This is a genomic window from Paramixta manurensis (genome assembly GCF_013285385.1).
GTDB lineage: Bacteria > Pseudomonadota > Gammaproteobacteria > Enterobacterales > Enterobacteriaceae > Paramixta > Paramixta manurensis.
Map to the genome: position 1 here is coordinate 3,771,991 of NZ_CP054212.1, position 13,743 is coordinate 3,785,733.

Genomic DNA, 13,743 nt, shown 5'->3' on the forward strand with positions numbered 1-13,743 from the left:
TTCAGTTCGTTATCGAACGCGCAAATTTCCGGTTCGCTAACAGAATCTTTCGCAAAATCAGCCGATTAAATCAGAAATTTTCAGTAAAAAAAACCTGCGCATCTGCGCAGGTTGGTGTAATCAACTAAAAACGTTTTGATGTTCACCCATCAATACCTCTGGGACTTAAAATTTAACAAGTCCGGGGGATCTCTCGCTATCACAGATTCGCAACAGTTACTCGCAAAGTGTAACCAGCCATGTGATTTTTAGGCAGTTTTGCAAACAAGATGCTTTTTAATCTCCACCAGGCATGACATGGCATTGGGGCCTTGGGTTAATGACGAGGTGCCAATATCCAGCGTTAACACATTGGGATTACCGGCACTATCGTAAGGTCGCCAGGTTTTGCCAAACCCCGGATCAAACCATGCGCCGGTGGCGATAACCACCACGCCAGGCGTCAGGCCATCGGTTAAACGCGCGCCCGCCAGCATGACGCCACGCGCGTTGCTGACCTCGATCTCCTCTCCATCGGCAATATCTCGTAAGCGTGCATCGTGCGGATGCATCCATAAGGTTTCACGTCCGGCGGTTTTATTTCCCTGCACCGTGGCGGTCGCATCAAGCTGGCTATGCAAACGATCCTTCGGCTGGACCGAGATCATATGCAGCGCTGAACGCGCGTTCGGCGCCACGCCCAGCCACTCACGCGGTTCACGCCATTCGGGATGCCCGCTCATATCATCAAGCTGGAAGCCAGCGAGCGTCGCGCTAAACAGTTCGATCTTGCCACTGGCGGTATTCAGCGGATGGCGCTGCGGGTCGGCGCGAAAATCTGCCATAAAAATCCAGTCTCTGTCGGTCGCCGGAATCTCCGCATAACCTTGCTGCCAGAAGGTTTCAAAATCCGGCCAAGTGACACCCTGTCGGGCATGCGCGGTGGCGCCCTGTTGGTACAGATGCTGAATCCACTGCATTTCATTACGTCGCTCGGTAAACGCGTCGCGATAGCCGAGGCGCTCCGCCAGATCGGCAAAAATATCAAAATCATTACGTGCCTGATGTTGTGGCTCGATCGCCTGATGCATCGCTAACAGGTAACGATCACGCGAGGAGCCGCCAAGATCGTTACGTTCCAGCGTAGTGGTGACCGGCAGCACAATGTCCGCCATGCGCGCGGCGGGCGTCCAGACAATATCCTGCACAATCACCGTATCCGGACGTTGCCAGCCTGCCACCAGCCGGTTTAACTGCTGATGATGGTGGAATGGATTGCCGCCAGCCCAGTGCACCAGATGAATATCGGGATAGTGATGCGTTGCGCCCTGAAACGCATACGGTTGACCCGGGTTCAGTAACATATCGCTAATGCGCGCCACCGGAATAGCGAGGTTCGCCGGATTGGCGCCGGTTGCGATACCGGGCACCGGCGTATCAATCCTCGGATTGCCCACGCCATTCATTGACCCATGACCAAACCCGAACCCACCACCCGGCAACCCCGGCTGCCCTAACATTGCCGACAGCGCGATCACCATCCAGTACGGCTGTTCGCCGCGATGCGCGCGCTGCACAGCCCAGGAACAGGTGAGATAACTGCGTTTGCCGATCATCTGTTGCGCGAGCTGGCGAATACGCGTTGCCGGAATGCCGGTAATTTCGCTGGCCCAGGCAGCGGTTTTGGCGATGCCATCCTCTTCACCTAGCAGGTAAGCGCGTAGACGGGCATAGCCCACGCAATGGGTATCGACAAAGTCTTTATCCACCGCGTTTTGCCGCTCAATCTCATAGCCCAGCGCCAGCATCAGCGCGACATCGGTATTCGGACGAATAGGGATCCATTCGGCATTGAGAAACGCCGGGCAATCATCACGCATCGGGCTGATATTAATCACCGGTGTCCCTTTTGCCGCCAGTTGTTGTAGCGCGGGCGCCAGCGTATGTTCCGCCGCGCCGCCTGAGGCGACTTGGGCGTTTTTCAGCGCCAGCCCGCCGAAGGCAATAAAAATATCGGTATGCTCGACAATGTTAGGCCAATCGGTCACGCGTCCGGTGAGCGGTGAGTAGTCGCCAATAATGTAGGGCAGGAAAAACTGTGCGCTACCCCAGCTATAGTTGCCTTGCTGATCGACCCCGCCGCCGCCGCTAAAATAGAAACGACGGATCAGCGTGCGGGCGTGGTTTACCCGCCCGGCGGAAGACCAGCCATAAGATCCGGTAAAGATGCCCGCCGCGCCATAGCGTTCGCGCACCCGGCGGTTTTCCTCCGCCACCAGATCAAGCGCGGTTTCCCAATCGACGGCCACAAAATCTTCCCGGCCCCGCAAGGTGCGGTCACTGTTTTCACGTTTTTTCAGCCAGGAGCGGCGTACCATCGGTTGACGAATACGTTTATCGGAATAGACCAGTTCGGGGATGGTGTTTAGCATCGGCGACGGGTTGCTGTCGGCGAAAAAGGGTTCGCAGCGCGTTAGCCTGCCGTGTTCGGTGATGGCGGTGAAGGCGCCCCAATGGGCAAGGTGCGGCGCTTTTTTGATGGTCATACAGAACCTGGCGGACGAGGGGAATTTGGGTGCCGAGTATAGCATTTTTGCGCATGACGGTACCCGTGGAACGGAAAACCGGTTCCGCGGGCAGTGCATCAATTTCAATCGCCCTTCCCCTGACAAGTAAAAACCGTTATTCCCCAATGAACGCCAGCGAGACAGACCAGAGGCGTTCAGCCTGCTCACGATCGATTGCCCAGCGGCGCACTCCGCTAACATCGGGGCTATCGTCAGCCACTACCGATGAAATATCGCAGTCAGCGCAATACACGCCGCCTTTTCCCGCAAGCTGCGGGCTGGTGGCGGCCCACAGGCTGGTTGAGGCGCCTTGTGCAACCGTCTTTAGAGGCGACGGCACAAAATCCGGGCCGACGTTCGCCGACTGCGCGATTGCCGCCTTCTGCTCGTCGGACATAAAACGGCTCAGATGGGTATCCGGGATCCGGCCCGGATGTACCGCGAAAGCACGGATACCGGACGCCTGCCCCAACTTATCCAGTTGTACGGCAAACAGGGCGTTAGCGGTTTTAGACTGACCGTAGGCTCTCCACGGATCATAGGGGCGCTGCTCATAGTTAATGTCATCAAAATGAACCGGCGAGTAACGATGACCGAGCGATGATAAAGCCACCACGCGTGCCTCGCCGGAAGCGGCCAGCGCGCTCCAGAGCCGCAGGGTCAGTTGAAAATGACCAAGATGATTAGCGGAAAACTGAGATTCGTATCCACGCGCATCGCGTGCCAACGGCGGAGCCATGATACCGGCATTGTTAATAAGAATATCGACGGTGTCGGTTTCAGAAAGTACCTGTTTAGCAAAATTGTCGATAGATTCCGGGTCCAGCAAATCCATGTGTAGCAGCGTTACATCCGGCATACCTGCCAGTGAAACGCGCGCTCTTGCCCTGTCGCGCGCTGGCACAAACACCCGGGCGCCTGCGGCTCGTAACGCACTAACGGTTTCAAGGCCGATGCCTGAGTGGCCGCCGGTAACAATCGCACACTTTCCTTTTAGGAAGGTGCCCTGCATCACCTCCTCCGGCGTGGAGGTAGCGCTGAAACCAGAACCCATCGGGGATTGTGAAGTAAACATACTTATGCTCCAGGACGAATGACTTAAGAGCATGGTAGACTGATGATAACGTACTAAAAAGGTGTTTAAGTTCAATTTTTATGCGCGATAGTTCAATTTTATCTCCCGACCCGCTTTCAGACCTGCTCGATTTCCTACAAGTGAATTGCGACTTGTCGGGACGTATTATCGCAGGCGGCAGTTGGGCACGCCGCTTCGCTAATCTGGATTCGGTTAAGTTTTGCGCCGTCACCAAAGGGAACTGTTGGTATACCGTGGCTGGCAAACCTGAGCCTAGGGAAGTGAAAGCCGGTGATGTGCTGATTACCAATGGTACGCGCACGTTGGTGCTGGCGAGCGAGCGCTCCCTGCTTGCTGGCGCCATCACCCAGCCGCTTGCCCAGGATGATGACGACAATTATCGGTTTGGCGAGGGGGATGATTTCCGGATGCTTGGGGGAATTGTCAGGATTGATGCCGACCGGCACGCACTGCTGTTACAAGGATTGCCGTCGCTAATCCATGTACACGGTACCACCGAGGAGGCCGAGCCTATTTCCTGGCTGCTTAAGCAGTTAGTGATAGAAATGGAAAGCGCCAGGCCGGGAAGATCGGTGGCAATCGCAGGATTAACACAGCTTTTATTTACTCAGACCTTACGCGCTTATTTGGCTCACGCACCGGCTGGTGATGAGGGATGGCTAAAAGGTTTTGGTGATGCGCGATTAGCCATTGTGCTCGGCAGCATTCATGGCGATCCCGCACGGGATTGGGGCCTGGAAGAGCTGGCACGTAAAGCCGGGATGTCCAGAACATCTCTGGCGGTTCGTTTTCGTGAAATGATGGGAGTCCCTCCTCTCACTTACCTGACCCAGTGGCGGATGTATATCGCAAGGCGCGAACTGCTGGCGGGGGCGTCGATTTCCGAGGCTGCCGCTGCGGTGGGTTATTACTCTGAAAGCGCCTTTAGCAAAGCCTTTAAGCGTGTGATGGCGGTAGCGCCCGGACAATACCGCCGAACGGCACGAACTGGCGAAACGCGGTAAAATAATCCGTCGAGGTTGGCGGTTTATTTTACCGGGCTGAACATCTCTTTTCGCCAGTGCCGCCATTTTTGCTGAAGTTCGCGCCTCGGAAGCGTGATTTTCTCTTCCAGCACGGCGAGCCGGACGATGCGATCGACGCGAAAATGACGAAAATCGCCTTTAGACTCGCACCAGGCAATAAGCAGGCAATGGTGTTGGTCATAACCCAGCACCACCGGCCAGATAATCCTGCTGGAGAGCTCACCACTGGCGGCGTGATAGTGCAATAACAGCTTTTTTCCCTGCCGAATCGCCATTCTGATTGGGCGCGTATCGGGTTTGTTATCGCTGCACGGTTCCGGTTTTACCGCGACCGCCGATTCCGTCACCGCACCGATCAGTTTCGCCGGCAACGCCGATAAAATTTTCGTCAGTACGTCGCTGGCATTATTTGCCAGGGTGGCGTCCGGCAATTGGCGCACGAGTTCGACCCCCAGCCAGATAGCCTCAAGTTCTTCGGCTGTAAACATCAGCGGGGGCATATCATAGTCGGCGCTGAGGGTGTATCCGGCACCGGCTGTTCCCTCAACCGGCACTCGCTGACCCGCCAAATCTGCAATATCTCGGTAAACCGTGCGCTTTGAGACCTCTAGCTCTTCGGCCAACCGCGCGGCGGTTACCGGACGGTTTGAGCGCCTAAGTATTTGGATCAGTTGAAATAACCTGTCTGCTCGCCGCATTTTTTATCCTGTTGCCACCACGTTGTCAGCATACCTGGAGGATGATGCTATCAGAAGCGGCGCGGTTCGCCGCCATAATGGAGCCCATCGATGAAATTTGTTTCGGTACGTCTTATTGTTCAAAACCTACCAGCAATGGTTCAGTTTTATGAAAAGGTCACCGGCGTGCGTGCTGAATGGCTGGCACCGGTTTTTGCAGAAATTATCACCTCTGCCGGGGTTATCGCACTGGGCAGCGTTGAGACGGTCGCGTTGTTTAAAGAGGGGAGCGCCCAAGCTTGCTATAACCGGTCGGTTATTCTTGAATTTATGGTGCAAAATGTCGACGCGGAATTTATGCGTTTAAAAGACCATGTCGATCTGGTGCATGCGCCAAAAGAGATGCCGTGGGGGAATAGAACGTTACAGTTTCGGGATCCGGAAGGCTCGCTGGTGTCTCTGTATACCCCAGTGAGCGAGGCGGCAAAAAAGCGTTTTGCGCGTTAAGCGTGCGTTTGGCGTAAAGTGTGGGGCTTCATGATGGCCCCTTTTTATCGGTGCTGGTTCTATTAGAGGTATCATCCTGTAGTGAAACGATAGCCGGATACTTTTTTATTTTAATCTTTCTGCTTAATCAATTTTCCATTTGCTTCTTCAATATAGGACCCCTCTCCTATTTTATATTGTAATCTTCCTTTTCTATTATCTTCTATTGTCATAACCCAGTTTTTATCAATGCAATTTTCCTTTTTTTTCATATCATCAAAACAGAGGCGATCATATTTTTCAACTTCCTTGTAACCCTCTGCAAAATCCCAAATAGAGATATAAAACCTTCCTTCCGCATTCGGAGAGGGAATATTATATTTGTTTTTAAGGAAAGCTTCATTTTTTTGCCACCAGGTAATTTTACCCGCATCTGTTAAGGGTGGATTACTGATAAGCACAATACTCATGTGGTCCACTTTACCCACTTTATGGATAGCAACTAAGGTAGTCGGATATGAATATTGATACCCAATCCAGCCCGCACCGGCTGAGATTAGAATTAATATAGCTATAACTAGATGCTTTTTCATTTTAATCCTTTTGCTTGATAAAACCCCCATTCTGCTCAATATAAGATGTTTCATCTACATCATATTTTATTTTACCATTACGAGACTTGCTTATTGTCATTAGCCAATTTTTATCGATACAGTTTTTACTAGTTTTCATATCATTAAAACAAAGGCGATCATATTTCTCTACTTCTTTGTAGCCATCAGAAAAATCCCATATATAAATGGAAAATCTTCCATCTGGGCGTGGTGTAGGGACGGCGTATTTCTCTTTAAACATTTCCTGATTTGCTTTCCACCATGCCAGTTTTCCTTTATCAGTAAAAGGTGGGTTTTTAATAAGCACATCTGTGAAATCGTTGTCATCAGTATCTTTATGGATAGCCACTATTGTTGTAGGATGCATCTTCTGGTATCCAACCCAGCTCGCACCGGCTGAGATTAGAATTAATATAGCTATAACTAGATGCTTTTTCATTTTAATCTTCCTGCTTAATCAATTTCCCATTTTCTCCTTCAACATATGACACTTCTCCGATATCATATTGCATCCCTCCACCTCTGGTATTTTCTATAGTCATCACCCAATTTTTATCAATGCAATTTTTCTTTGTTTTCATATCATCGAAACAAAGCCGATCATATTTTTCCAGTTCTTTATATCCATCAGCAAAATCCCATATCTTAATATAAAAGAACCCTTTTACGTTTGAGTCCGGGACATTATATTTTTCGCGAAACTTATCAGCATTCTGCTTCCACCAGTTAATTTTACCTTTATCAGTAAGTGGCGGATTCTTGATAAGTACGTTGCTTATAAAACCGTCTCTCCCCATATTATGAGTAGCAACAAGAATAGTTGGATATGTTTTTTGATACCAGATACAACCGGCAACAGCAACAATAATAACCAAAAAGAAAACTGCCAAATATTTTTTCATACTCTCTCTCCCTCAATCTCAATCGTCGCTTCCATATTGGTAAAAAATGGTCGGTGCCCCAGCTTTTCATAGCGTTGCAGAATAAACCAGATGCGGAAGAAGTGAAACTGGTGGAACTGTTTTTTCATCATATCATGGTGATCGAGACCAAAATGGTCCTGTACCTTATAATGTACCACCGCTCGATAACGATTATTTTCAACGTGTAGTGACCGGAGCGTGATATGTGTCGCCCAGGTATCATGCACGCTAATTCCTAAGCCATTAATACTATCCCAGAGACTAATAAATTTAGGCAACACACTAGTTTTCACCCCGTCTTCAAACTGAGTAAAGTTAAAGGCTGGAAAATAGCCACGTTCCCAGTCTATCTCCTTAGCCAAAGTTTTTTTTATTGTTCGTAACGAACTATCTTTGGTCTTATCATTAACTATCTGTTCCCGCAGTGCCAAATCCAGCCAACCATCACGAAACGGCGCGCCATTATTATATTGCATATGGGTAATCATACGATCAATCACCGTACGATAAGGCCCCCAAAACGAAAATAGCCTGGCCTTCACGCGCATCTCGTCAAACAGAATACGTGCGCACTCCTGACGCGTTATCTTTGCGCCACTGCCCGGCGGACGCGAACCGTGAAAGCGTGATTGCGGCAGTTGAAATGGGGTAAGACGCGTTAACGTCCAGGGATCGACCTGCGATGAAACCATCTCCAATAGAAAATGTCGCCGCAGTTGGGTTTCGGTTAAATCTCCGTAGCGCATGTCAACTGCGCCGTGATCATCCATCCACTTTTGCGATCTAAAAATCACACAGGGTAACTGTAATGCTGGCATTGCTTACCTCCTTGTAATAAAAGCGAATTACGCTTTCAACTCATTCCAGTTGGCCGTTTTTCCATCAGGCCGAATCCATTCTAACCATCCGGTTATTCTGCGCAATACCGAAACCACTAACCCAAGCCATTTTGGCTGCACGTTCTACGTTTTTTCCTGTTTGTTCATCCACTTTGCGACGCTGCTGGCATTCTGACAACTTGAAGTCACCGGGCTTTTCCGTAACACTGACTGCATGTGTAAACGCTTACCTGGGAAGAATTCAAGCCGATGGCTACCATAAAGGATGTCGCCAAACTCGCCGGAGTTTCCGTTGCAACGGTTTCCCGCGTGATTAATAACTCACCGAAGGCCAGCGAAAGCTCGCGCCAGGCCGTCACCAGCGCCATGCTTCAATTGCAATATCATCCTAACGCCAATGCGCGTGCGCTGGCGCAGCAATCCACTGAAACCATTGGTCTGGTGGTGGGCGATGTGTCCGATCCCTTTTTCGGCGCAATGGTGAAGGCGGTGGATGAAATTGCCTGGCAGACCGGCAACTTTTTGCTGATTGGTAACGGCTACCACAATGAGCAAAAAGAGCATCAGGCGATTGAGCAACTGTTGCGTCACCGTTGCGCGGCGCTGGTGGTACACGCGAAAAAAATCCCCGATGAAGAGCTGGCTCCGCTAATGATGCAGGTTCCGGGTATGGTGTTACTCAACCGTATGCTGCCGGGCTTTGAAAAGCGCTGCATCGCGCTGGATGATCGCTACGGCGCATGGCTGGCGACCCGGCATTTGATCCAGCAAGGGCATCAGAACATTGCCTTTATTTGTTCTACTCACGCCATTTCCGATGCTGAAGATCGCTTGCAGGGATATTACGATGCGTTAAAAGAACATCACCTGCCGTGCAACGATCGGCTGGTAGCATTTGGCGAACCGGATGAGGTTGGCGGCGAGCAGGCGATGACGGAATTATTGGGACGCGGCAAAAATTTTACCGCCGTTGCCTGTTATAACGATTCGATGGCCGCCGGGGCGCTGGCGGTGCTCAGCGATAATGGCTTAACGGTGCCGGAGTCGATGTCGCTGATGGGGTTTGATGATGTATTGGTTTCGCGTTACGTGCGCCCGCGCCTAACCACTATTCGCTATCCGATTATTACCATGGCGCAGCAGGCGGCCAGCCTGGCCTTAGCGCTAGCGAATAATCAGCCATTGCCGGAAGTGACCAATATGTTTAGCCCAACGCTGGTACGTCGCCACTCGGTTTCCGCGCCGGGCGGCTAATCCGCCGCCAGCGAGCGGTGATACACCCGTACCGGTTTATCCGGGTACTCCAACGCCTCGCCGATATAGCGCCAGCCGAAGCGCTCATAATAATCGGCGAAGGTGGCCCAGAGATGCAGTTGCCGGTAGCCACGCGCACGGCACCATGACATCACATGCTGTTGTAACGCTTCACTCAAGCCCTGCCCGCGCCACGGGTTATCGATATACAGCGCCGCCAGCCACGGAAACAGATCCTGGCGGCTAATTAAATCGCAACGCCAGGCGCCGACTGTCGCCACCGCGCGCTCCCCCACCAGCGCCACAAAAGTCTGCGGAAGATCCGCCTGTTGCAGGCTGCTGTGGATCACGCTGGCGAAAAAAGCGCGGCTGTTCTCACTGCCAAATGCTTGCCACAGCCAGTCAGTCACCTGTTCCGCATGCTGCGGCGCTTCATCAAGCGGCACAATACGCCAGCCGGGCGTAGTCATGGTTATAACTCCAGCGCCAGCAACTGCTGGATAGTTTGGCGGCGACGAATCTCACGCGGCTGACCGTTTTCAAACAATACTTCCGGAATTAGCGGGCGGCTATTGTAGTTGGATGACATTGACGCGCCATAGGCGCCGGTATCGTGAAACACCAGATAATCTCCTGGCCGGGCCACCGGCAGCGCGCGGGTTTCCACCTTGCCGCCCTCCTGCTGGGTAAACACATCGCCCGATTCACACAGCGGCCCGGCGACTACGCACTCGACGGTTTTCTGCGTGTCAATGTGACGCGCATCGCCCGCCAACAGTGAAATATGGTGATAGCTGCCGTACATCGCCGGGCGCATCAAGTCACTGAAGCCGGCATCAACCAAGACGAAGTGGCGGCTACCCATCGCTTTCACCGCCCGCACTTGTGAGACCAGTACGCCAGCCTCCGCCACCAGAAAGCGCCCAGGCTCGATTTCCAACCTAATCGGATGCCCGAAATGCGCCGCAATACGTTCACGCGCCGCGTTCCACAACCCAAAATAGTGTTCGGTATCAATCGCCTCTTCGCCTTGATGGTAAGGAATTGATAAGCCGCCGCCAGCGGAAATCGCCGCAATATCCGCGCCGAAGTGAATCACTTGGTTGACCATTGCATCACACACCTGTTCAAGGTGGCCATAGTCCACCCCGGAGCCGATATGCATATGAATGCCAACCAGTTGGAGATCGTAACGCCGAATGGCCTGTAGCGCCTGCGGCAAATCACTATGCCAAATACCGTGTTTGCTGTTTTCACCGCCGGTATTGGTTTTCTGGCTATGCCCATGCCCAAACCCAGGGTTCACCCGCAGCCATACGCGATGGCCGGGAGAAACGGCGCCAAGTTGATGTAGCATATCGACCGACCCGGCATTGACCGGCACCGCCAGTTCGGCGACTCGCGCCAACGTGGGCGCATCGATCACATCGGCGGTAAACACCATCTCTTCGCCGCCCGGTTCAAACCCGGCCACCAACGCGCGCTCAATCTCACCGAGGGAAACCGAATCCACCTTTACGCCTTCGGCGCGCATCAGGCGCAAAATATGAATATTTGAACAGGCCTTTTGTGCGAAACGGATGGTATCGAACTGGCGTAGCTGTTGAATACGTTGACGAATGATTTCTGCATCATAGGCCCAAAATGGCCCGTCATAATGGCGCGCCAGCGGCAGCAGGTTTTGCGCAGTCAGCGCGGTTTCGGTGTTATCGAGTGAACGTGGCATAACAATCTCCCTGGTAGTCCGTCTATTACGCCATAATCGAGGATTATCGAAAAATATCTGTTTTGAGCCATGCTATGCAAATATGATATAGCTCTGATTAGGGAGAACCTCTTATGGCGGCGATTAATTTACGACATATCGAAATCTTTCATGCGGTAATGACCAGCGGTAATCTGACTGAGGCGGCGGCCATGTTGCACACTTCTCAGCCGACGGTCAGCCGTGAACTGGCGCGTTTTGAAAAGCTGATTGGCCTGCAACTGTTTGAACGTGTACGCGGGCGGCTGCACCCGACCGTACAGGGGTTGCGCTTGTTTGAAGAGGTGCAACGCTCGTGGTACGGCCTTGATCGCATTATTAACGCCGCAGAAGGCTTGCGTCAGTTTCGCCAGGGCGAACTTTCCATTGCCTGTCTACCGGTTTTTTCTCAGTCGCTGTTGCCGCTGCTGTGCCAGCCGTTTTTGCAACGTTATCCTGACCTGAGTCTGAATATCATTCCGCAAGAGTCACCACTGTTGGAAGAGTGGCTGTCAGCGCAACGCCACGATTTAGGTTTAACCGAAAATCTGCAGACACCCGCGGGTACCGATCGCATAGAATTACTGACGCTGAATGAGGTGTGTGTCCTCCCGCAGCAGCACCCTTTAGCCAGCCGGGAGCAGTTAACGCCGCAAGATTTTGCCGCAGAGAATTATATTAGCTTGTCGCGGAGCGATAGTTACCGACAGTTGCTGGATGCGTTGTTTCATGAACAAGGCGTTCAACGCAGAATGGTGATGGAAACGCATAGCGCAGCATCGGTGTGCGCGATGGTAAAAGCAGGGATTGGCATTTCGGTGGTTAATCCACTGACGGCTCTGGATTATGCCGATAGCGGCGTGGCAATCAGGCGTTTCAGCGTGGCGGTTCCCTTCACCGTCAGCCTGATTCGCCCACGCCATCGCCCGGCCTCGGCGCTGGTAGAAGCCTTCAGCCGCCATCTACAGCAGCATTGTGGGCTATTCCGCCAGCGCCTGGAGCATTTATTGCATTAAGCGCGTACCGTCTGAGCCTGCCCGCCAGCACGGCGGAACGTGATGAGACAAATCACCAGCCCCATCGCCGCCAATACCGCAGCAGCCACCGGCACCGTGGTTAAACCTAACCCTTTGCCAATAACCGCGCCGCCAACCCAAGCGCCCAGCGCATTTCCGATATTAAAGGCGGAAATGTTAAGGGTAGAGACCAGATTCGGCGCCTCTTTGCCATGGCGCACCACGTTAATTTGCAAACCTGGTACGGTCGCAAATGTCGCCATCGCCCACAGGAACAAGGTGATTTCTGCCAACCACAGCGCATGGCTGGTCCAACTGAAAATCAACGAGAAAATGGCAATCAGCGAAAAGCTCAACATCAGGCTAAGGGAAACTTTTCTATCCGCCAGCTTACCGCCAAGGATATTCCCCACGGTCAAACCGCCGCCAATCAGGAACAGTGTCCAGCTCACGCCACGATCGCTGATGCCGGTCACCTGCAACAACATCGGCGCGATGTAGCTAAACAACGCAAACATCGAGCCAGCGAAAAATACCGTCATCAGTAGCGATAACCACAGTTTACCGTTTGCCAGCGCGCTAATTTCACTGCCCAGATGGACGGGTTTTTCATTGTTGTTGTTCGGCAGGCTGACAATCAAGGCGATAAACGCCAACACGCCAATGACCGAGACGCCCCAGAAAGTGGCGCGCCAGCCGAAGAGTTGCCCGAACCAGGTGCCTAAAGGAACGCCCAGCACGTTAGCCAACGTTAAACCAGTAAACATCAGCGCGACCGCCGAAGCCTGACGACCCGGCGCCACCAAACTGGCGGCGACCACCGCGCCAATACCGAAGAAAGCGCCGTGACACAGTGCGGTAATCACGCGGGCCAGCATCAGTAAGTTATAGCTATATGCCATTGCACACAGCACATTCCCGATAATGAATATCGCCATCAGCAGCATCAGCGTGCGCTTACGCGGCAGTTTTGCCGTTAACAACGCCATAATTGGCGCGCCGATCGCCACACCTAACGCATAGCCGCTAATCAACCAGCCCGCGGAAGGTATTGAAACCTGGAGGTCTTTCGCCACCTCTGGCAACAATCCCATAATGACAAACTCGGTGGTGCCAATAGCGAACGCGCTTAGCGCTAACGCCAGTAATGAAACAGGCATGTCTCACTCTCCAAAACAGATAATTGCACACGTCAGGCAGGGCTTTTCTCACCGGAAAAGCGGTTTGGGTGACGGATTATAAACGTCACTATAATTTGATCTTCGTCACATTTGCTATTTAACCATAGCCCATCTTTGGCTTACAGCCCGCCCAACGCAAGGGTCTGTTGCTTCTCGCGCAATAATCGCGCCGTTACGGCGATTTTTAGCACGCTTTAGGATGATTCCGCCCGTAACACAGCGTTCGTTTCGCTAAGATTAACGCTGTTTCTCGCCACACGGAGCATGGTTGCACGCTTTTCTCCTGCCCGGCGACCGTCTAAAGATTAGCCGTTTACTGCCGATACCTCGTCAATGGATTCA

At 52.4% G+C, this 13,743-nt stretch carries 14 protein-coding genes; 4 read left to right on the top strand and 10 right to left on the bottom strand.

Annotated elements, in window-relative coordinates:
• Positions 1-248: 248 nt before the first annotated feature.
• Positions 249-2,525 carry a molybdopterin-dependent oxidoreductase gene (locus tag PMPD1_RS18185; RefSeq protein ID WP_173635361.1) on the bottom strand — a complete coding sequence of 759 codons (2,277 nt, stop codon included), beginning with the start codon at positions 2,523-2,525 and terminating at the stop codon, positions 249-251.
• A 136-nt stretch (positions 2,526-2,661) separates the two neighbouring features.
• Positions 2,662-3,621 (bottom strand): oxidoreductase, encoded by a 960-nt coding sequence (locus PMPD1_RS18190; protein ID WP_173635362.1) that lies wholly within the window; start codon positions 3,619-3,621, stop codon positions 2,662-2,664.
• A gap of 80 nt (positions 3,622-3,701) precedes the next feature.
• Here PMPD1_RS18190 and PMPD1_RS18195 point away from each other — a divergent pair, with 80 nt between their 5' ends.
• Positions 3,702-4,646 (top strand): AraC family transcriptional regulator, encoded by a 945-nt coding sequence (locus PMPD1_RS18195; protein ID WP_173635363.1) that lies wholly within the window; start codon positions 3,702-3,704, stop codon positions 4,644-4,646.
• A gap of 23 nt (positions 4,647-4,669) precedes the next feature.
• Here the strand turns inward: PMPD1_RS18195 and PMPD1_RS18200 are convergent, their stop codons facing one another.
• Positions 4,670-5,365 carry a helix-turn-helix transcriptional regulator gene (locus PMPD1_RS18200; RefSeq protein ID WP_173635364.1) on the bottom strand — a complete coding sequence of 232 codons (696 nt, stop codon included), beginning with the start codon at positions 5,363-5,365 and terminating at the stop codon, positions 4,670-4,672.
• A gap of 90 nt (positions 5,366-5,455) precedes the next feature.
• Between PMPD1_RS18200 and PMPD1_RS18205 the strand changes: the two genes are divergently transcribed.
• Complete coding sequence (locus tag PMPD1_RS18205; protein WP_173635365.1) at positions 5,456-5,851, top strand: VOC family protein; 396 nt, start codon at positions 5,456-5,458, stop codon at positions 5,849-5,851.
• A gap of 110 nt (positions 5,852-5,961) precedes the next feature.
• Here the strand turns inward: PMPD1_RS18205 and PMPD1_RS18210 are convergent, their stop codons facing one another.
• The 4 genes from PMPD1_RS18210 to PMPD1_RS18225 are packed head-to-tail and all read right to left on the bottom strand — an operon-like array spanning position 5,962 to position 8,185.
• Positions 5,962-6,423 (bottom strand): DUF943 family protein, encoded by a 462-nt coding sequence (locus PMPD1_RS18210; protein WP_173635366.1) that lies wholly within the window; start codon positions 6,421-6,423, stop codon positions 5,962-5,964.
• Position 6,424: 1 nt separating this feature from the next.
• Positions 6,425-6,883: a DUF943 family protein gene (locus tag PMPD1_RS18215; protein WP_173635367.1), complete on the bottom strand. Its 459-nt coding sequence runs from the start codon at positions 6,881-6,883 to the stop codon at positions 6,425-6,427.
• Position 6,884: 1 nt separating this feature from the next.
• Positions 6,885-7,346, bottom strand: coding sequence for a DUF943 family protein (locus tag PMPD1_RS18220; RefSeq protein ID WP_173635368.1), 462 nt, complete (start codon positions 7,344-7,346; stop codon positions 6,885-6,887).
• Positions 7,343-8,185 (bottom strand): DUF3289 family protein, encoded by an 843-nt coding sequence (locus PMPD1_RS18225; RefSeq protein ID WP_173635369.1) that lies wholly within the window; start codon positions 8,183-8,185, stop codon positions 7,343-7,345. Before PMPD1_RS18225 ends, PMPD1_RS18220 begins: the two co-directional genes overlap by 4 nt.
• 270 nt (positions 8,186-8,455) lie before the next feature.
• Here PMPD1_RS18225 and galR point away from each other — a divergent pair, with 270 nt between their 5' ends.
• Positions 8,456-9,460: an HTH-type transcriptional regulator GalR gene (galR, locus tag PMPD1_RS18230; protein WP_173635370.1), complete on the top strand. Its 1,005-nt coding sequence runs from the start codon at positions 8,456-8,458 to the stop codon at positions 9,458-9,460.
• Here the strand turns inward: galR and PMPD1_RS18235 are convergent.
• Complete coding sequence (locus PMPD1_RS18235; RefSeq protein WP_173635371.1) at positions 9,457-9,930, bottom strand: GNAT family N-acetyltransferase; 474 nt, start codon at positions 9,928-9,930, stop codon at positions 9,457-9,459. The genes galR and PMPD1_RS18235 overlap by 4 nt on opposite strands.
• A 2-nt stretch (positions 9,931-9,932) precedes the next feature.
• Positions 9,933-11,186: a diaminopimelate decarboxylase gene (lysA, locus tag PMPD1_RS18240; protein ID WP_173635372.1), complete on the bottom strand. Its 1,254-nt coding sequence runs from the start codon at positions 11,184-11,186 to the stop codon at positions 9,933-9,935.
• 113 nt (positions 11,187-11,299) lie between these two features.
• Between lysA and PMPD1_RS18245 the strand changes: the two genes are divergently transcribed.
• Positions 11,300-12,220 carry a LysR family transcriptional regulator gene (locus PMPD1_RS18245; protein WP_173635373.1) on the top strand — a complete coding sequence of 307 codons (921 nt, stop codon included), beginning with the start codon at positions 11,300-11,302 and terminating at the stop codon, positions 12,218-12,220.
• On the opposite strand, the gene PMPD1_RS18250 is transcribed toward PMPD1_RS18245, so the two are convergent.
• Positions 12,217-13,380 carry an MFS transporter gene (locus tag PMPD1_RS18250; RefSeq protein WP_173635374.1) on the bottom strand — a complete coding sequence of 388 codons (1,164 nt, stop codon included), beginning with the start codon at positions 13,378-13,380 and terminating at the stop codon, positions 12,217-12,219. The two genes, PMPD1_RS18245 and PMPD1_RS18250, sit on opposite strands and share 4 nt — an antisense overlap.
• Positions 13,381-13,743 lie beyond the last annotated feature (363 nt).

What these genes read in the sequence shown, in the direction of transcription:
- PMPD1_RS18185 (WP_173635361.1), bottom strand. Translation starts at nt 2,525, where the DNA reads ATGACCATCAAAAAAGCGCCGCACCTTGCCCATTGGGGCGCCTTCACC.
- PMPD1_RS18190 (WP_173635362.1), bottom strand. Translation starts at nt 3,621, where the DNA reads ATGTTTACTTCACAATCCCCGATGGGTTCTGGTTTCAGCGCTACCTCC.
- PMPD1_RS18195 (WP_173635363.1), top strand. Translation starts at nt 3,702, where the DNA reads ATGCGCGATAGTTCAATTTTATCTCCCGACCCGCTTTCAGACCTGCTC.
- PMPD1_RS18200 (WP_173635364.1), bottom strand. Translation starts at nt 5,365, where the DNA reads ATGCGGCGAGCAGACAGGTTATTTCAACTGATCCAAATACTTAGGCGC.
- PMPD1_RS18205 (WP_173635365.1), top strand. Translation starts at nt 5,456, where the DNA reads ATGAAATTTGTTTCGGTACGTCTTATTGTTCAAAACCTACCAGCAATG.
- PMPD1_RS18210 (WP_173635366.1), bottom strand. Translation starts at nt 6,423, where the DNA reads ATGAAAAAGCATCTAGTTATAGCTATATTAATTCTAATCTCAGCCGGT.
- PMPD1_RS18215 (WP_173635367.1), bottom strand. Translation starts at nt 6,883, where the DNA reads ATGAAAAAGCATCTAGTTATAGCTATATTAATTCTAATCTCAGCCGGT.
- PMPD1_RS18220 (WP_173635368.1), bottom strand. Translation starts at nt 7,346, where the DNA reads ATGAAAAAATATTTGGCAGTTTTCTTTTTGGTTATTATTGTTGCTGTT.
- PMPD1_RS18225 (WP_173635369.1), bottom strand. Translation starts at nt 8,185, where the DNA reads ATGCCAGCATTACAGTTACCCTGTGTGATTTTTAGATCGCAAAAGTGG.
- galR (WP_173635370.1), top strand. Translation starts at nt 8,456, where the DNA reads ATGGCTACCATAAAGGATGTCGCCAAACTCGCCGGAGTTTCCGTTGCA.
- PMPD1_RS18235 (WP_173635371.1), bottom strand. Translation starts at nt 9,930, where the DNA reads ATGACTACGCCCGGCTGGCGTATTGTGCCGCTTGATGAAGCGCCGCAG.
- lysA (WP_173635372.1), bottom strand. Translation starts at nt 11,186, where the DNA reads ATGCCACGTTCACTCGATAACACCGAAACCGCGCTGACTGCGCAAAAC.
- PMPD1_RS18245 (WP_173635373.1), top strand. Translation starts at nt 11,300, where the DNA reads ATGGCGGCGATTAATTTACGACATATCGAAATCTTTCATGCGGTAATG.
- PMPD1_RS18250 (WP_173635374.1), bottom strand. Translation starts at nt 13,380, where the DNA reads ATGCCTGTTTCATTACTGGCGTTAGCGCTAAGCGCGTTCGCTATTGGC.